This is a genomic window from Pandoraea sp. NPDC090278 (assembly GCF_044772185.1).
Lineage (GTDB): Bacteria > Pseudomonadota > Gammaproteobacteria > Burkholderiales > Burkholderiaceae > Pandoraea.
The window spans coordinates 356857-375055 of the sequence record NZ_JBIVYJ010000006.1 but is presented as its reverse complement, the minus strand read 5'-3'; the positions used below and the strand labels follow the sequence as shown (position 1 = coordinate 375055).

Below are 18199 nucleotides of genomic sequence, written 5' to 3'. Positions count from 1 at the left end.
TGGCCGCTTTGGCCGGTTTTGCAGGCTTTGTCGCCTCTGCCGAATCGGTGTGCTTTGCGGCTTGACGGCTTTTCGGAGTCTTCACCGGTTTGTCCTGTGCGGCAGCCGTCGGCGACTTCTCCGATGCGTAGGGATCGGCATAGCCCAACCCGGCGAGAATCTCCGTCTCCAGGCCCTCCATCTCCTGCGCTTCGTCGTCTTCCTCGTGATCGTAGCCCTGCGCGTGGAGCACGCCATGCACGATCAGGTGGGCGTAATGCGCTTCGAGCGCAATACCTTGCTCGTTCGCTTCGCGCTCGACCACCGGGCAGCACAGCACGATGTCGCCCGTCACCGGATCGCTTTCGTCCTGTGCATAGGCGAACGTCAGCACGTTCGTGGCGTAGTCCTTGCCGCGATAGCCACGATTGAGCGTCTGGCCTTCGTCGGCGTCGACGAAGCGCAGCGTCAGCTCGGCGTCGGCCAACAGCGCGGCCTGCACCAAGCGACGCACCGCAGTACGCGTGAGCAGCGCCTTGTGCGACGCGAACGCCGCACCCGCGACGAACTGGCTCGTCAGCGTGAGCGCATGGCGCACGGCCCGCTCGCTCATGCCTTGCCTCCAGCGGCACGCGGTCCACGGGGCGCGCGCTCGCGCCCTTGTTCCGCCGCAGGCAGGTCCAGCCCGGCTTCCAGATGCTGCGTGTGCTCGTCGTACGCTTCGACGATGCGCGCAACCAGCGGGTGACGCACGACGTCGACACTGGTGAAACGGGTCATGGCGATACCCCGCACGTTCTTCAGAACCACCTGCGCTTCCATCAGGCCGCTCTTCTGGCCGCGCGGCAGGTCGACCTGCGTGGTGTCGCCGGTCACGACCGCCTTGCTGCCGAAGCCGATACGCGTGAGGAACATCTTCATCTGCTCGGGCGTGGTGTTCTGCGCCTCGTCCAGAATGATGAACGCATGGTTGAGCGTGCGCCCGCGCATGTAGGCGAGCGGCGCGATCTCGATCATCTGCTTCTCAAAGTACTTCTGCGTCTTGTCGAAGCCGAGCAGATCGTAGAGCGCGTCGTACAGCGGACGCAGATACGGATCGACCTTCTGCGCGAGATCGCCCGGCAGGAAACCCAGACGCTCGCCCGCTTCCACCGCCGGGCGCGTCAGCACGATGCGCTTGACGGCGTCGCGCTCCAGCGCGTCGACGGCGCAGGCCACCGCCAGATACGTCTTGCCGGTACCGGCCGGGCCGATGCCGAACGTCACGTCGTGCGAGAGGATCTGCTTCAGATAGTCGCGCTGCGCGGGCGTGCGGCCGTGCAGGTCGCTGCGACGCGTGTGCAGCACGGGCGAGCCGTCTTCCGTCTCGCCAGCGGCAAACGGATTGTCGTCGCCGTGACGCACGGTGGGTGCGAGGCCCTGACGCGTCTCCACGAGACCCAACTGGATATCGTCGACGGACAGCGCTTCGGTGGCGCGGTTGTAGAAACTCTCGAGGGCTTGCGTGGCGACGGCGGCGCTCTTGCCGCGAACCGAGAAGCGATGGCCACGTCGGGTGATCGAGACGTCGAGCGCCTGCTCGATCTGACGCAGGTTCTCGTCGAGCGGGCCGCAGAGGTTGGCCAGACGGCGATTGTCGTCGCGCGGGGCGGTGAATTCTTGGACGGGTGCTTTCAAGATAATCCGGTCGGTTGCCTGTTCAGGTCGTTCGATGTTCGCTGCGTCGTTCAGTGTGTGCTCACCAGTTCGCCGCGCAGCGAGTGCGGGTAAGCGAAGGTGATCACGACGTCGGTCATCTGCCCGATCAGCGCGGCGCGCTGTGCTTCGGGGGCCGGGAAGTTGACCACGCGGTTGTTCTCGGTGCGGCCTTGCAACTCGTTCGGGTCCTTGCGCGACACGCCTTCGACAAGAATACGCTGACGCGAGCCGACCATGCTCTGGCTGATGCGTGCGGCGTTCTCTTCGATCACGGCCTGCAAGTGTTGCAGACGGCGCAGCTTCACTTCGCGCGGCGTGTCGTCCTGCAAGTTCGCGGCGGGCGTGCCGGGGCGCGGGCTGTAGATGAACGAGAAGCTGGTGTCGTAGCCGATATCGTGAATCATCGCCATGAGCTTGTCGAAATCCTCTTCCGTCTCGCCGGGGAAGCCGACGATGAAGTCCGACGACATCGACATCTCCGGGCGCACCTGACGCAGGCGACGGATGATCGACTTGTACTCCAGCACCGTATAGCCGCGCTTCATGGCCGACAGCACGCGGTCGGCGCCGTGCTGCACCGGCAGGTGCAGGTGGCTCACGAGCTTGGGCACCTTGGCGTAGGTGTCGATCAGGCGCTGCGTGAATTCCTTCGGATGGCTCGTCGTGTAACGAATGCGTTCGATGCCCGGCACTTCCGCCACATATTCGATGAGCAGCGCGAAGTCGGCGATCTCGCCGTCGGCCATCAGACCGCGATAGGCGTTCACGTTCTGGCCCAGCAGCGTGATTTCACGCACGCCTTGTTCGGCCAGTCCGGCAATTTCGGTGAGCACGTCTTCGAACGGACGCGAGACTTCGTCGCCGCGCGTGTAAGGCACCACACAGTAGCTGCAATACTTCGAGCAGCCTTCCATGATCGAGACGAACGCCGTAGCACCCTCGACCTTCGCGGGCGGCAGGTGATCGAACTTCTCGATTTCGGGGAAGGAGATGTCGACTTGCGAACGGCCGGTCGAGCGGCGCGCTTCGAGCATCTGCGGCAGACGGTGCAGCGTTTGCGGGCCGAACACCACGTCCACGTAAGGGGCGCGTTGCACGATGGCCGCGCCTTCCTGACTGGCGACGCAACCGCCGACACCGATCACCAGATCCGGCTTGATTTCCTTGAGGGCGCGCATGCGGCCCAGATCCGAGAACACTTTTTCCTGTGCCTTTTCGCGCACGGAGCAGGTGTTGAAGAGGATGACGTCGGCGTCTTCGGGGGTGTCGGTCTTCTCGAGACCTTCGGCTGCGCCGAGCACGTCCGCCATCTTGTCGGAGTCGTACTCGTTCATCTGACAGCCGAACGTCTTGATGTAAATCTTCTTTGCCATTGAGTGTGCGCCGTTCGCAGTGGTTAACCTGGGGGCGTCCGTATTTGTCCGTTGCCGGATGTTTCAGGGGTTCAGTTTTCCGGTCGTGCGAGAAATGTGACGACCCAAACGCAAAAGCCGGCATGGCCGGCCTGTCCGGACCTCCGTAGCGGGGCCGGTGTGTGGTGCACGCATTATACCGCGTGCACCGAGGGGGAGCGCGGGAGCGCCGGGGGGATTACCGGTTGTCCTTCATCGCTGCGGCGAGCGCCCGGATGTTGTACTGGAACAACTGGAGGTAGGTTGTCGCTTCCGGGTTCTTCGACAGGGCGTCGGAGTACAGCTTGCCGTCCACGGTCACCTTCGCGTCGTGCGCAATGCGTTGCACCAGACGCGGATTGGAGATGTTTTCCATGAAGACGGCCTTGATGCCCGTGCGGCGGATCACGCGGATCAGGTTGGCGACGTCCTTGGCGCTCGCTTCGCTTTCCGTCGACACGCCTTCCGGCGCGAGGAACTTGATGCCGAAACGCTGGCCGAGATAGCCGAAGGCGTCATGCGAGGTCAGCACCACGCGGCGCGACTGCGGAATCGGGGCCAGTTGCTTGTTGGCCCAGACGATCAGGTCGTCGAGCGCGCCGCGATAATTCTTGGCGCGATCCGCGTAGTAATTCGCGCCTGCCGGATCGGCCTTCGAGAGGGCGGCGGCGATGTTGTCCGCCATCGTCTTCACGCGCTCGGGATCCTGAAACATGTGCGGATCGGTCACCGTCTTGCCGTCGTCGACCATCGTGCGGGCCTTGAGGCCCTTCGTGACCGTGACCAGCTCGCCGGGGTAGTGGCTCGACTTCATCAGGCGGGGCAGCCAGCCTTCGAAGCCCAGACCGTTCACGAAGAACAGCTTGGTGCCCGAGAGTTTGGCGACGTCTGCCGGGGTCGGCTCATAGGTGTGCGTGTCCTGATCGGGGCCGACGAGCGTGGTGACGTCGACGCGGTCGCCGCCGACGGCCTTCACGATGTCGCCCAGAATGCTGAAGCTGGCACTGACGGGCAGGCGAGTGTCTTGCGCATGCGCCGGGCTGGCGAAGGCGAAGACAAGCGCAAAAATCACAGCGAAAACTGCAAAGGGACCCGCGCCGAGCCACGATTTGCCGCGCGACGCGTTGCTGCCCCCAAGACCCAATCCGAACATGTTTTCCTCTCTTAAAGCGCAGACGCCTTGGCCGTGCCGGCACCACCAGGCGAAACTAGCAGCGCGCCCAGATAGGCGACGCCTGCCGTCAAAACGATGGCTGGCCCGGAGGGGCAAGCCAGATAGTACGAAAGCAGCAACCCGATCACGCTCGACGCGCTGGCCACCAGCCACGCGGTGAGCAGCATGCCGGGCAGCGTGCGGGAGACGAGTCGGGCGGTAGCCGCCGGCAGCATCATCAGTCCCACGGCCATGAGCGTGCCCATCGCCTGGAAACCGGAGACGAGGTTCATGACCGTCAGCACGGTAAAGCCCAGGTGGTAGCGCATCACGCTCTTGCCCTGGCCCTGGCCGAGAAAGGTCGGATCGGCGCTGTCGAGCACCAGACCGCGATAGTGCCAGCCAAACCACAACAGCGTGACGGTCGTGATGGCCGCCACGAGTATCAGCGACGGGTCGTCCACCGCCAGCACCGAGCCGAACAGCAGATTCATCAGATCGACGCTGTTGCCCCACTTCGACACGATGACCACACCGCCCGCGAGCGCCAGCAAATAGAAGCCCGCGAACGATGCGCCCTCATCCAGCCGTGTACGGCGGCTCGACAGACCGGCGAGCAACGCCACGAGCAGGCCCGCGATCATGCCACCGCCCGCCATCCACGGCAGCGAAAGCCCGCCGATCAGATAGCCGACCGCCGCACCCGGGAGCACCGCGTGCGACAGCGAGTCGCCCATCAGGCTCATGCGGCGCAGCAGCAAAAATACACCCACGGGCGTGCAACCCAGCGACAGGGCCAGACTGCCGACCAGCGCGTGGCGCATGAAGTCGAATTCCGCGAACGGGCCAATGACGAGATCGAGCAGCGCGCTCATCGACGGCCTCCGGGGAAGGTGATCGACGGCGGCGTCGCGGCAAACGCGGTATATCCGCCCGCCGCCGACAGGCCCGGATGGGCGCCACCGCCCACGCCGTCTGCCGACGGGAATCCGCCCTGAAGACAGGACGCCGGGGTGCCCGAGGCCACCAGACGTCCGGCCATTACGGCCACATGCGCGAAGCGTTCGAGCACCAGTGGCAAATCATGCAGCACGGTCACAACGGTGCGTCCCTCGTTGCGCCATTGATCCAGCAATGCCAGCAACAGTTCCGCCGATGGCACATCGATGCCGGTCAGCGGTTCGTCCAGTAAAACGATCGGCGCGTCTTCGACGATCAGGCGCGCGAAGCGGGCGCGCTGCCATTGCCCGCCGGACAAGGCTTCCAGCGCTTGTGTGCGCTTGTCGGCGAGGCCGACGCGGGCGAGGGCGTCGAGGGCGCGGTCGAACTCGTCCCGGCCGAGGCGACGGGCATCGCCCGTGCGACGCCACGTACCGGTCAGCACGTATTCTTCAACGCACATCGGAAAACGATGGTCGGTCTCGGGGCGTTGCGACAGATAGGCCACCGGCCCGTCGCAGACGATTTTGCCCGTCGTGGCCTTTTGCAGACCGGCGAGCGCGCGCAACAAGGTGGTTTTGCCGCCGCCGTTGGGGCCGACGACCGCGGACAGCACACCGGGCGCGAACGTGGCGCTCACGTCTTCCAGCGCGACGTTCGGTCCGAACCGGACCGAGAGATTCTGGCAACCGATCACGGGGCGACCCCTTTCAGCGCCCAGTAAACGAGCGCCCAAAGCGGGACGAGCACCAGCAGCGTGAGCGCCGTGCGTTCCCAGCCTGCGAGACGGTAGAGCCAAACGGAGAAGCGAATCATGGACAGATGGGGCGACGCCCGCACACAGTTTGCAACTGTGTAATAAATGCAACAAAGTTGCATTATTGCACGAATCGTTCCGGGCGCGGTGATGCCGGGGGGCTGGGGCGCGGGTGCGGCGTGGCGGGACGGGATCACATCGCGTTACATATCCGCGCAGCAGATTTTGGCGAACGGGCGTAACATGGATTTCAAGCGCGGTCGTCTGGCACGTTGTTCGCTTCATTCCAGAGATCGCCAATTTGCAAGGAGGAGGTTAGTCCGTCAAGACATCCGTCCGTAGTCGACTTTCCATCTGCGACACGCGTGCTTCAGCGCAGGCCCGTCGCACGACCTTCGCGACTTCGCGCAGCCGCGACGCTTCGACAGGAAAGCATCCCCTTCGCGCCCACGTCTTCGCTGCCGTCGACGTCGTTGGGCCGCCCACTTTTTTTCCCGAAAGCATTGCACGCAACGTATCTCGTTGGTGTGTGTAATTCGATGAAATAAATAGGATTCCTTAATAAATAAACCAATGTCTCAAACGTTTCTTAATGCAGGCAAACCCGAGTGCGCAATGCGTGGGTGGAGGCTGAAAAAGTCGCTCGAAATTTGACCTATCTCGCGTGACGTGCGCATTGCGTAGAGTGTGTGCGTAACACGCGGAAACCCTTGCGGCATGCGGGTTATCGAGAATGCTTAGCGCTGCGGAAAATATCTAGCGACAGTTTTTTTGTTTGTGCATATGATGAGTTAACGGTTGCAATTTTCACTGACAAGTTTAAAGTCAACCTAAACCGATTTTGAGTCGTTCATGTGAGGGAGGGGACAGTGCGAAAGGTTTCGCGTCAGTCGCTCCGGAATGCAGTGAGCCAGGTCGAAACCAACGTGCAGTCATCCGGGTCTTAAGCAACAGAGCGAGCATCGTATCGCGGTGTTTTCCGCGGTGTATTTCGATGAGGCGGGGGTGAGGCATATGGATATTTTCAGCCACTACACGACACGTTTCGAAGCACGCAGGGAAGAGGAATACAGCATCCAGGAATATCTGGAGATCTGTAAGAAGGACTCGACTGCGTATGCGTCGGCAGCCGAGCGCATGTTGCGCGCCATCGGTGAGCCGGAGCTTATCGACACGCATCACGACCCGCGACTCTCGCGGCTGTTCTCCAACAAGATCATCAAGATCTATCCTGCCTTCCGTGAGTTTTACGGCATGGAAGACACGATCGAGCAAATCGTCTCGTTCTTCAAACACGCGGCGCAGGGCCTCGAAGAGCGCAAACAGATTCTGTATCTGCTTGGGCCTCCGGGCGGCGGCAAGTCGTCGCTGGCCGAGAAGCTGAAGGTGTTGATGGAGGATGTCCCCATCTACTGCCTGAAGGGATCGCCGGTGCACGAGTCGCCTCTGGGCCTGTTCTCCTCAGAGGAAGACGGCAAGATTCTCGAAGAGGACTTCGGCATTCCGATGCGGTATCTCAATACGATTCCGTCACCGTGGGCCACCAAGCGTCTTAACGAATTCAACGGCGACATCACCAAGTTCCGTGTCGTGAAGGTGCGTCCGTCGGTGTTGCAGCAGATCGCGATTGCGAAGACCGAGCCGGGCGACGAAAACAACCAGGACATCTCGTCGCTGGTCGGTAAGGTCGACATTCGCAAGCTCGAAGAATTTCCGCAGGACGATCCGGACGCCTACTCATACTCCGGCGGCCTTTGCCTGGCCAACCGCGGCCTGCTCGAATTCGTCGAAATGTTCAAGGCGCCGATCAAGGTGCTCCACCCCTTGCTGACCGCTACACAGGAAGGCAACTACAAAGGCACTGAAGGGTTCGGTGCGATTCCGTTCGACGGCATCGTGCTTGCCCACTCGAACGAAGCGGAGTGGCAGAGCTTCAAGGGCAATCGCAACAACGAAGCTTTCCTCGACCGTATCTATATCGTGAAGGTGCCGTACTGCCTGCGCGTGACCGACGAGGTGAAGATTTACGAGAAGCTCGTAAAGAACAGCTCGCTTGCGAACGCCCCGCGTGCGCCGAACGTGCTCAAGATGCTTGCCCAGTTCGCGGTGCTCACGCGTCTGAAAGAGCCCGAGAATTCCAACATCTTCTCCAAGGTCCGTGTCTACGACGGTGAGAACCTCAAGGACATCGATCCAAAGGCCAAGTCGTATCAGGAATACCGCGACTATGCCGGGGTGGACGAAGGGATGACGGGCATGTCCACGCGTTTCGCCTTCAAGGTGCTCTCGAAGGTCTTCAACTTCGATAACACGGAAGTCGCAGCGAACCCGGTGCACATGCTGTATGTGCTCGAACAACAGATCGAGCGCGAACAGTATGCGGGAGAAGTGGAGAAGCGCTATCTCGCCTACATCAAGGAATATCTGACGGCACCGTTCGTCGAGTTCATCGGCAAGGAGATTCAGACCGCGTATCTGGAGTCGTACTCGGAGTACGGTCAGAACATCTTCGATCGCTATGTGAACTTCGCGGACCTGTGGATTCAGGATCAGGAGTATCGCGATCCGAACACTGGCGAAATTCTCGACCGCACCGCGCTCAACGACGAACTGGAGAAAGTCGAAAAGCCGGCAGGGATTACCAATCCGAAGGACTTCCGCAACGAGATCGTCAACTTCGTGCTGCGGGCGCGCGCTAACAACGCGGGCAAGAATCCGCTCTGGACGAGTTACGAAAAGCTGCGCGCGGTGATCGAGAAACGCATGTTCTCGACGACCGAGGATTTGCTGCCGGTGATCTCGTTCAATGCGAAGTCGTCCAAGGAGGATCAGGAAAAGCACGCCAACTTCGTCAACCGGATGGTGGAAAAGGGCTATACCCCGAAGCAGGTTCGCCTGCTTGTGGAATGGTATCTGCGCGTGCGCAAATCCTCGTAGCAACCAATCGGGGCCACTATGTCAGCAATCATCGACAGACGGCAAAACGGCAAGAACAAAAGCGCCATCAATCAGCAGCGTTTCATCAAACGCTATCGCGACCAGATTCGTCGTGCGGTTGCGAAAGCGGTGTCTGGGCGCAAGATTACCGATATCGATGGCAGCGGACAGGTCTCGATCCCGGTCAAGGACATTTCGGAGCCGTTGTTTCACCACGGACCCGGCGGGCGGCGGGAGATGGTTCATCCCGGCAACCGCGAGTTCGTGGTGGGCGACAACTTCGAGCGTCCGCCATCGGGCGCAGGGGGCGGCGGCAGCCGCGCCAGCGACTCGGGAGAGGGCGAGGACGATTTCGTCTTCAACCTCTCGCGAGAGGAGTTCCTGAAATTCTTCTTCGAGGACATGGCGCTGCCGGACCTCGCGAAACGTCGGCTTGCCCAGATCCCGGAGTTTCGCAAGGTACGTGCGGGCTATTCCATCGACGGTACGCCGTCGAACCTCAACGTCATTCGCACGATGCGCAGCTCGCTGGGCCGACGCATCGCACTCACCGCACCCTATCGCAAGCAGCTCCGTGAACTCGAAGCCGAGTACGCGGACATTGTCTCGCGCGAAGGGGATACCTCGCCCAGAGCCCTGGCGCTTGCGCACGAGATCACGCATCTGCGTACGCGCGTCGAGGCGATTCCTTACATCGAAAAACTCGATCTGCGGTATTCGAACCGCGTCATGCAGCCGCGCCCGCAAGCGCAGGCCGTCATGTTCTGTCTGATGGACGTGTCGGGCTCGATGGACCAGAGCCGCAAGGACCTCGCCAAGCGCTTCTTCATGCTGCTGTATCTGTTCCTGCGGCATAACTACGAGCGCATCGATCTCGTGCTCATCCGCCACCACACCACGGCGAAGGAAGTGAACGAGGACGATTTCTTCTACGCCCGCGAGTCGGGCGGGACAGTGGTGTCCAGCGCGCTCAAGCTGATGAACGAGGTCATCGCAGACCGGTATTCGCCGAGCGACTGGAACATCTACGGTGCGCAAGTCTCCGACGGTGACAACTGGGACGGCGACTCGCCCATCTGTCGCGACATTCTGATGCAGTCGATCATGCCCGCCGTGCAGTACTTCGCCTATGTGGAGGTGGCGAGCGCAGAACCGCAGAACCTGTGGAACGAGTACCTGTCGGTCAAGCAGCAGCACTCGAACTTCGCGATGCAACGCATCATGGAGGCGGCCGAAATCTATCCGGTGCTGCACGACTTGTTCAAGAAGAAGGCGGCCTGAAAGCCGTCTCCTAGCGTACCGATACCGGTCCGTGCCGGTACCGAAACGAGGGCGCGTCATGGCGTATATATCCACAGGGTCGGAATGGACGTTCGAGCTGATTCAGCGATACGAGCATGAGATCGCGCGTATCGCCGCAGGCTTCAAGCTCGACACGTACCCGAATCAGATCGAGATCATCACCGCCGAGCAGATGCTCGACGCCTACGCGACCGTCGGCCTGCCCATCGGTTACCACCACTGGTCGTACGGCAAGCATTTCCTGTCGTCCGAGCGCGGCTACAAGCGCGGGCAGATGGGGCTGGCGTACGAGATCGTCATCAACTCGAACCCCTGTATCGCGTATCTGATGGAGGAGAACAGCATGACCATGCAGGCGCTGACCATCGCGCATGCCAGCTACGGTCATAACTCGTTCTTCAAAGGGAATTACCTGTTTCGCACGTGGACCAGTGCCGACGCCATCGTCGATTATCTGCTGTTCGCGCGCAACTACATCACCGAGTGCGAACAGCGTTACGGCGAACAGTCCGTAGAGTTGCTGCTTGACTCGTGCCACGCCTTGATGAACTACGGCGTGGACCGGTACAAGCGGCCGAAACGTCTGTCGATGGCGCAGGAGCAGGCGCGTCAGAAGGATCGCGAAAACTATCTGCAATTGCAGATCAACGATCTGTGGCGCACGCTGCCCAATCACGTCCTGCATGACGACGATGAGGACGACGGTCTCGATCCCACCGAATCGGACGAGCCGCCATTCCCCGGTGAGCCGCAAGAAAACCTGCTGTATTTCTTCGAGAAGAACGCGCCGAAACTGGCGCCGTGGCAGCGCGAGATCGTGCGCATCGTGCGCAAGCTCGCGCAGTACTTCTACCCGCAACGTCAGACCAAAGTCATGAACGAAGGCTGGGCGACGTTCTGGCATTACACGATCCTTCAGCAGCTCTACAAGGAAAAGCTCGTCAACGACGCCTTCATGATGGAGTTCCTGCACGCGCATACGAACGTCGTCTATCAGCCGTCGTTCGACAGCCCGTACTACAGCGGTCTGAATCCGTATGCGCTGGGCTTCGCGATGTTTCAGGACATCCGTCGCATGTGCGAGGACCCGACTGACGAGGACCGTCTGTGGGCTCCGGATATCGCTGGCTCCGACTGGCTGACGACGCTCGACTTCGCCATGCGCAACTTCAAGGACGAGAGCTTCATTCAGCAGTTCCTCTCGCCCAAGGTGATTCGCGATCTGAAGTTGTTCTCCGTGCTCGACGACGATCGTGACAGCCGCTTGCGTGTGACGGCCATCCACAACGATTCGGGCTATCGCGAGATTCGCGAGATGCTGGCGCAGCAGTACAACCTCAGTCAGCTCGAACCGAATATTCAGGTGGCGCACGTCGATCTGCACGGTGATCGGTCGCTGACGCTGCGGCATGTGCAAAGCGAACGCAAACCGCTCGACGACAGCTTCGAAGAGGTGCTCAAGCACGTGGCGCGTCTGTGGGGCTTTACCGTGCGGCTGGAGACGGTGTTCGAAGATGGCCGCAGTGAAATGACGCACGAGACGAAGGTCGAGAAGCGGCGTCGCTACGCGCTGAGCGCCTGATGGGGGCGCGACGATGAAGATTCCATTCGTCGCGCTCGATCACGTGGTGTTGCGGACCAACGATGTGGCACGCCTGAGGCACTTCTATATCGAGGTGCTGGGCTGCACGCTGGAGAAGGTGCAGGACGACATCGGACTGGTGCAGCTGCGTGCTGGCGACGCGTTGATCGATCTGGTCGACGTCGCTGGCAAGATCGGCCGTCAGGGCGGTGTCGCACCCGGTCCCGAAGGACACAATCTCGATCACTTTTGTCTGCGCGTCGAACCGTTCGATGACGAAGCCATTCGCAAAGGACTGGCGTCGCACGGCGTGACTTTGGGCGAGGTGGTGCAACGCTACGGCGCACACGGGGAAGGACCGTCCTGCTATCTCAGCGATCCCGACGGCAACATCGTGGAACTCAAAGGACCGGCAACGTCGCCGCCCGTGGGCGGGCACTGATTTCGCACGAAGGCCGCGGGCGACGTCACACCACCATCAAGCCGCCATCTGCCCCATCACACTCTGATCCCGTCCCTTGTGCTTCGCCTGATAGAGCGCTTTGTCCGCCTGGTCGAGCATTGCGCTGATGACGAGGGGCTCGCCTGGTTGCCATGAGGCAATGCCGACGCTGATCGTGATCGCCTCGCCGTCGTCGCGCGCCGCTTGCGGCAGCAGGTCCGTACTTGCGCGTTTGACGGATTCGCGAATCCGGTCGGCCACACGTAACGCGGCGTGCTGGTCGATCTCGGGCAATACCACTGCAAACTCTTCGCCGCCCAGACGGACCGCAAAGTCGCTCGGCAGCCGGATGCAATGCTGGATGGTTGTGGCGATGCGTTGCAGGACGGCATCGCCGAACGGGTGTCCGTAGCGGTCGTTGACCTGCTTGAAGAAATCGATGTCGATCAGCAGCACGGACAGCGGAATGGCGCGCTGTTGCACGCGCTCGGCCACGAGCCGAATACGGTTGTCGAAGTAGCGCCGGTTATAGATGTGCGTGAGCGGATCGATGAAGACCTTCTCAACCAGGTCCGTATTGGTGAGCGCGAGCGATTGATACTGCCGCGTGATTTCCCACACGAGGGCGAGCGTGGCAACACCCGGTGAGGCCAACGCCAGCAAGCGCGCCGCATACCACTGATACGACGCCTCGCTCGGTGCCGTAAGCGAGAGCAGCAACTGACACAGCGAGATCGAGACCACGACCCACACGAGCAGGAACAATTTGTGAGACAGCCGCGTGACAGCCGCGATACGCCACCACAAGGCGATATAAGCGACGAAGAGGGCGGCGAGCGCAATCGTCTCAATGCCGACGCCGCCGGTCAGATGCGGCGTGACGAGCGTGCGTCCCGCGCCCACGATCGACAACGAAACCGTCACCCAGATGATGAGGACCGTCGCGCCGTAACGCGCCGCTTCGGAGTAGCCGGGGCGCGTGTGCGGATCCATGCGCGTGCGCGAGTAGCTGCGCACGCTGAGCATCACATACGCGGCGAAGCTCGCTTCGGCAACGAGCCAGAGCCAGAAGGGCGCGCGGGTGACGTTTGCCGAGATGCCAGCCAGCTGATTTGCGAGCAACACGCCTTCGGTAAACATGAACAGTCCGCGCAGCAGAAACGCGCATCCGAACTGCGCAAAATAGCGCTTACCGTTGTAGAGATATTGAACGCCCAGCAGACACGCCGTCGACAGATTGAGAATGCCGCCTGCGGAGACGAGAAAGAAGGTCAGCAAAGGATTGACTGTGCCTTCGAGCGTGCGCGCGAGGAATCCGGCAAGCGTGAGTGCGGCGCACGCGGCCAAAATGGTGGTCGCGGCGACGCGATTGCCCTGTTCGGTACGGCTGATGGTACTTTTCATAGTTGTTATTCGCCATTCAACGACCTCGTGCCCGCGCACGATCGCTTTCCTACCGTTCAATCACCGCGCCCGCAAACTGTCGCAAGATCATTGCCTCGCGTTCCCGTTGCGTTTCCCCGATTTTGCGCTAAATGATTGAAAACTAAGCTAAACCTCGGAGAATACACGAGTTTTTCTGGGTTGGCACTGGTTTCCGGATCGGTACTCTAATTTCCCTTCGGAGGCCAGATAACATGCGGATTCCGGACGGTCGGCATGTCGCTTATCGCACCTGAATTCGTTCGTTTCGCGTCCCGGAAAATAAATCGCTGCGACACATCGATCCGCTGTGCGAAACATCGAAATTGCAGATTTCGGGACACTGTAAAACTGCATGCCCTTCGCAACTTTTCAATTCGCCGCAACGTCAGTGATGACGGTGGATTTGAGCGCACGCAATTAGTCAGTACTACGATTCATATGAGAAATGTGGCGTGTAATTACGTGTAAATACGCCGGATTAATGACTAAAAACGTGCTACGGGTTGGCATCGACGCACTATCTGTACTAGAATAAAAAAAGCCAATCGCTGCGGTTGGCCCATAGAAACAAAAGCGTTGCCGGTGTTCCTCGTTGCGCCGGCGTCCGTTACATCACGCAATGAGTCTGTGCAGTAAAACTTTCGCGCGCTTTCAATAAGCGTGTATCGAGAGGCCCAGGCGCCCACGGCGTCGAAAGCTCGTCTCTCATGTCGCATTTCGCGACGCCTCGTTCGTCACCGTTGTCTTTCACAGACCTTCGGATCGAACACACCACAATTCGCAAGGCAGCTAACAGTTGTCATGCTTGTTTGACCGCGTTGTCACGTGGGGCGATAGCTATTGCCGCGCGCGCAGCGCTGCCAACCCATTCAAAGGGAGCATGAACGTGGCGAAGCAGTATCGCATTCTCTATCTGGCCGGTTTCGGACTGCTCGGTGTTGCCGCCGCAGTCACCGGTCTGGTGTATTGGCTGGGCGTGGATTCGCTCGTCAAGTACCGGGGCGACCTGGTGTATTACACCCAGCAGCATCTCAAGCTCGTGGCGATCTCGATGACATTGGCCATTCTGGTCGGCGTGCCTGCGGGCGTGCTGATCTCGCGTCCGATGTTCGAGAAACATGCCGAGCGTGCGGTGCAGATTTTCAATATCGGCAACACGCTGCCGTCGCTCGCCGTGCTGGCGTTGTCGATGGCGGTGCTCGGTATCGGCGACCGCCCGGCCATTCTGGCGCTGTGGCTGGCTTCGCTGCTGCCCATCGTGCGTAACGCGTACGAAGGCCTTCGGCAGGTGCCGCCCGCATTGCGGGAGTCGGCGCGCGGCATGGGCATGACACCGGCGCAAGTGCTGTTTCGCGTCGATCTGCCCAACGCCATGCCGGTCATCATCGGCGGCGTTCGCACCGCGCTCGCGATCAACGTCGGCACTGCGCCGCTCGCTTTCCTGATCGGCGCGGACAGTCTGGGACAACTGATTTTCCCCGGCATTTATCTGAACGACCAGACCAAGCTGCTGCTCGGCGCGGCCGGTACGGCGCTGCTCGCGCTGGTGCTCGACGGCATCGTCGCCTTCGCCAGCGGGCTCTGGTTCGCGCGACACGGCACGCCGGCGCGCTGAAATATAGGAGACCCCTACGTATGCAAGTTTCGTTTTCTCGTACGCTCGCGGCACGCGCGCTTCGTCTTCTGAGCGTTGTTGCCGTCGCGCTGGGCGTGATCGCGACGAGCGCTACCGCGCAGGCCGCCACGCTCACTATCGGCGGTAAGAACTTCACCGAGCAACTGATTCTCTCGGAGATGACGGCGCAGTACCTGCGCAGCAAAGGGTATGACGTCGAACTGAAGAATGGCCTCGGCAGTGTGGTGATGCGCCAGGGCATGGAGAGCAATCAGCTCGACGTGGTCTGGGAGTACACCGGTACCTCGCTTATCGTCTACAACAAGGTCACCGAGAAGCTCGATCCGCAACAGACTTACGAGCGGGTCAAGGAACTCGACGGCAAGATCGGTCTCGTCTGGCTGAATCCCGCTGCGCTGAACAACACGTATGCGTTCGCCATGCCGGGCAAGATGGCGCGTGACGAAGGCATCGAGACGGTATCGCAGCTCATCGAAAAATTCCGTGCGAATCCGGACATGCAATTCGCGTTCGACATGGAGTTCGTCGGCCGCTCGGACGGTCTGGAACCGATGGAGCAACTCTACGATTTCCATCTCGCACGCCGCAACATCAAGCAGATGGATCCGGGCCTCGTCTACACCGCATTGAAGAACGAGCAGATCGACGCCGGTCTCGTCTACACCAGCGATGGCCGTAATAAGGGCTTCGATCTGAAGGTGCTGGCCGATGACAAGGGCTTCTTCCCGGCTTACGCGGCCACGCCCGTGGTGCGCAAGGAAGTGCTCGATGCGAACCCGAAGCTCGCCGACGAACTTAACGCGCTCTCCGCGAAGATCAACGACGAAAACATGCGCGACATGAACGCCAAGGTCGATATCGACCATCGTGCGGTGTCGCGTGTGGCGAGCGACTTCCTCAAGCAGGAAGGATTGGTGCAGTAAGCGCGCATTGCGCGTTGCTGCTCCCGATAGTTACCGATTGAGGAGTCCCATGATTGAATTTTTGACGCACAACTGGCACCGCGTTCTGACCCTCACCGGTCAGCATGCGTGGCTGGTGGCCGCCTCGGTTGGCGCGGCCATTGTGGTCGGCGTGCCGCTGGGCGTGCTGGTCACGCGTTTTCGCTGGCTGTCCGGCGTCGTGCTGGGTCTGGCGACGGTCGTGCTCACGATCCCGTCGATTGCCCTGTTCGGCCTGATGATCCCCGCATTGTCCGTCTACGGCATGGGGATCGGCCCTGCGCCGGCGGTGGCCGCCGTCTTCCTGTATTCGCTGCTGCCGATCATGCGCAATACGAGCCTCGCGCTGCGTCAGATCGATCCGAGCATTCGCGAAGCGGGCATCGGCATCGGTATGACGTTCTGGCAGCGTCTGCGCCTGGTCGAACTGCCGCTGGCCGTGCCGGTGGTGCTGGGCGGCGTGCGCACTGCTGTCGTGATGAATATTGGCGTGATGGCCATTGGTGCCATCGTCGGGGCCGGTGGTCTCGGGGTGTTGATCACCCAGGGGATCAGCCAGAGCGATACCCGACAGCTTGTCGTGGGTGCGGTCATGGTGAGTTTGCTCGCCATCGTCGCCGACACCCTGTTGCACCGCCTGCAGCGCGTGCTGACACCGAAAGGAATCCGAACCGTATGATCAAACTCGACAATCTCACCAAAAGCTTCGTCCAGAAGGACGGTACGCGTGTGACCGCCGTGAACTCGGTCAGCCTCGAAGTGCCGCCGGGCGAAATCTGCGTTTTCCTCGGCCCGTCGGGCTGCGGCAAGACGACCACGCTCAAGATGATCAACCGGTTGATCAAGCCGACCTCCGGGCACATCCTGCTCAACGGCGAAGACACCGGCAAGATCAACGAAATCGAACTGCGCCGCCACATCGGCTACGTGATCCAGCAGATCGGTCTGTTCCCGAACATGACCATCGAGGAGAACATTACCGTGGTGCCGCGTCTGCTCGGCTGGGATAAGAAGCGCTGCCGCGAGCGTGCCACCGAACTGATGGCCATGGTCGCTCTCGATCCGAAGCGGTACCTGTCGCGCTATCCGCGCGAACTCTCGGGTGGTCAGCAGCAACGTATCGGCGTGATCCGCGCGCTGGCGGCAGATCCGCCCGTGCTGCTGATGGACGAGCCGTTCGGCGCCGTCGATCCGATCAACCGCGAATCGATCCAGAACGAGTTTCTGCAGATGCAGCGTCAGTTGGGCAAGACCGTCATCATGGTCAGTCACGATATCGATGAGGCGATCAAGCTGGCGGACCGCATCGCGATCTTCCGTCAAGGGAGTCTCGTGCAATACGCGCAACCGGATGCGCTGCTGGCGCGACCGGTCGACGAATTCGTCGCAAGCTTCGTGGGACATGACCGAATTCTCAAGCGCCTGTTGCTCGTGCGCGCCGAAGACGCCGCTACGCCGCAGCCGACCGTCAAGCCACAGACGACGCTCGCCGAAGCCTACGGCATGATGGACGAACTCGATACGCGTTCGCTGGTGGTGGTCGACGAGAGCGCGCGTGCATTGGGTTACATTGCACGTCGGGATACGCGGCACGCACAGGGTACGTGTGGCGAGCGTGTGCGGGACTTCAAGGCGTCGGCGGTGGCGGGCGACAACCTGCGGGTGCTGCTCTCGCGCATGTACGAACACAATCTGGCATCCCTGCCAGTGCTGGGCGACGACAATCAGTACCTCGGCGAGGTTACGCAAGACTCCATCGCCGACTATCTGAGTTCGGGCAAGTCGCGCGGCAACGGTGGCGGGACGATCATTACGCCGTCGCTGCCGGGCGCACCCAATGTGGTGGCCAGCGTGCCGTTCGGCGCATCGGTGTAAGCGATGTCGCTGAATGCCCCCGACAAGGCATGATGTGGCGTGAGTTTTGGCGGCGGGAGGGAACGACCGCCGCCTGACTTATTCAAGGATGACGGCCCAAGCGGCCGTCATTTTTTCGCTTGTCGGTTGCGAGTTTCGCTCA

The 18199-nt window shown here is 61.0% G+C and carries 15 protein-coding genes and 1 pseudogene; 8 read left to right on the top strand and 8 right to left on the bottom strand.

Annotation, left to right across the window (positions count from 1 at the left end):
* Nucleotides 1-127: 127 nt before the first annotated feature.
* From ybeY to ACIQWO_RS22295, 7 genes and pseudogenes are all read right to left on the bottom strand, one after another.
* Nucleotides 128-592: pseudogene (gene ybeY, locus ACIQWO_RS22325) on the bottom strand (rRNA maturation RNase YbeY); the annotation flags it as partial.
* Entirely contained in the window at nucleotides 589-1656 is a 1068-nt protein-coding gene (locus tag ACIQWO_RS22320) for a PhoH family protein (RefSeq protein ID WP_402828975.1), read from the bottom strand. The gene ACIQWO_RS22320 and the pseudogene ybeY, both read right to left, overlap by 4 nt.
* A gap of 50 nt (nucleotides 1657-1706) precedes the next feature.
* Nucleotides 1707-3050 carry a tRNA (N6-isopentenyl adenosine(37)-C2)-methylthiotransferase MiaB gene (gene miaB / locus ACIQWO_RS22315; RefSeq protein WP_402828973.1) on the bottom strand — a complete coding sequence of 448 codons (1344 nt, stop codon included), beginning with the start codon at nucleotides 3048-3050 and terminating at the stop codon, nucleotides 1707-1709.
* Nucleotides 3051-3267: 217 nt separating this feature from the next.
* Nucleotides 3268-4221 carry a metal ABC transporter substrate-binding protein gene (locus ACIQWO_RS22310; protein WP_402828971.1) on the bottom strand — a complete coding sequence of 318 codons (954 nt, stop codon included), beginning with the start codon at nucleotides 4219-4221 and terminating at the stop codon, nucleotides 3268-3270.
* An 11-nt stretch (nucleotides 4222-4232) separates the two neighbouring features.
* Nucleotides 4233-5096, bottom strand: coding sequence for a metal ABC transporter permease (locus ACIQWO_RS22305; protein ID WP_233327495.1), 864 nt, complete (start codon nucleotides 5094-5096; stop codon nucleotides 4233-4235).
* Nucleotides 5093-5857, bottom strand: coding sequence for a metal ABC transporter ATP-binding protein (locus ACIQWO_RS22300; protein WP_402828968.1), 765 nt, complete (start codon nucleotides 5855-5857; stop codon nucleotides 5093-5095). The genes ACIQWO_RS22305 and ACIQWO_RS22300 overlap by 4 nt, the downstream gene beginning before the upstream one ends.
* Nucleotides 5854-5976, bottom strand: coding sequence for a hypothetical protein (locus ACIQWO_RS22295; protein WP_257125706.1), 123 nt, complete (start codon nucleotides 5974-5976; stop codon nucleotides 5854-5856). Before ACIQWO_RS22295 ends, ACIQWO_RS22300 begins: the two co-directional genes overlap by 4 nt.
* A 955-nt stretch (nucleotides 5977-6931) precedes the next feature.
* Between ACIQWO_RS22295 and ACIQWO_RS22290 the strand changes: the two genes are divergently transcribed.
* Genes ACIQWO_RS22290 through ACIQWO_RS22275 form a run of 4 tightly spaced genes read left to right on the top strand, consistent with a single transcriptional unit; the run spans nucleotide 6932 to nucleotide 12180 of the window.
* The gene (locus tag ACIQWO_RS22290; protein ID WP_150575965.1) at nucleotides 6932-8854 is read left to right on the top strand and encodes a PrkA family serine protein kinase; all 1923 of its coding nucleotides are present in this window, start codon (nucleotides 6932-6934) and stop codon (nucleotides 8852-8854) included.
* Nucleotides 8855-8872: 18 nt separating this feature from the next.
* A complete protein-coding gene (locus ACIQWO_RS22285) occupies nucleotides 8873-10135 on the top strand; it encodes a YeaH/YhbH family protein (protein ID WP_039393127.1) in 1263 nt (420 codons plus the stop codon).
* Nucleotides 10136-10193: 58 nt separating this feature from the next.
* Complete coding sequence (locus ACIQWO_RS22280; RefSeq protein ID WP_402828964.1) at nucleotides 10194-11738, top strand: SpoVR family protein; 1545 nt, start codon at nucleotides 10194-10196, stop codon at nucleotides 11736-11738.
* A gap of 13 nt (nucleotides 11739-11751) precedes the next feature.
* Nucleotides 11752-12180 carry a VOC family protein gene (locus ACIQWO_RS22275; protein ID WP_402828962.1) on the top strand — a complete coding sequence of 143 codons (429 nt, stop codon included), beginning with the start codon at nucleotides 11752-11754 and terminating at the stop codon, nucleotides 12178-12180.
* Between the two features lie 36 nt (nucleotides 12181-12216).
* Here ACIQWO_RS22275 and ACIQWO_RS22270 read toward each other — a convergent pair whose 3' ends face one another.
* A complete protein-coding gene (locus ACIQWO_RS22270; protein WP_402828960.1) occupies nucleotides 12217-13584 on the bottom strand; it encodes a diguanylate cyclase domain-containing protein in 1368 nt (455 codons plus the stop codon).
* A gap of 901 nt (nucleotides 13585-14485) precedes the next feature.
* On the opposite strand from ACIQWO_RS22270, the gene ACIQWO_RS22265 reads away from it, so the two are divergent.
* Genes ACIQWO_RS22265 through ACIQWO_RS22250 form a run of 4 tightly spaced genes read left to right on the top strand, consistent with a single transcriptional unit; the run spans nucleotide 14486 to nucleotide 18057 of the window.
* A complete protein-coding gene (locus ACIQWO_RS22265; RefSeq protein WP_402828958.1) occupies nucleotides 14486-15220 on the top strand; it encodes an ABC transporter permease in 735 nt (244 codons plus the stop codon).
* Between the two features lie 20 nt (nucleotides 15221-15240).
* Nucleotides 15241-16164, top strand: a complete 924-nt coding sequence (locus tag ACIQWO_RS22260) for a glycine betaine ABC transporter substrate-binding protein (protein WP_402828956.1) — start codon at nucleotides 15241-15243, stop codon at nucleotides 16162-16164.
* Between the two features lie 49 nt (nucleotides 16165-16213).
* On the top strand, nucleotides 16214-16861 hold the full coding sequence (locus ACIQWO_RS22255; protein WP_402828954.1) for an ABC transporter permease: 648 nt from the start codon (nucleotides 16214-16216) through the stop codon (nucleotides 16859-16861).
* The gene (locus ACIQWO_RS22250; RefSeq protein ID WP_150662140.1) at nucleotides 16858-18057 is read left to right on the top strand and encodes a betaine/proline/choline family ABC transporter ATP-binding protein; all 1200 of its coding nucleotides are present in this window, start codon (nucleotides 16858-16860) and stop codon (nucleotides 18055-18057) included. Before ACIQWO_RS22255 ends, ACIQWO_RS22250 begins: the two co-directional genes overlap by 4 nt.
* The last annotated feature ends 142 nt before the right edge of the window (nucleotides 18058-18199 follow it).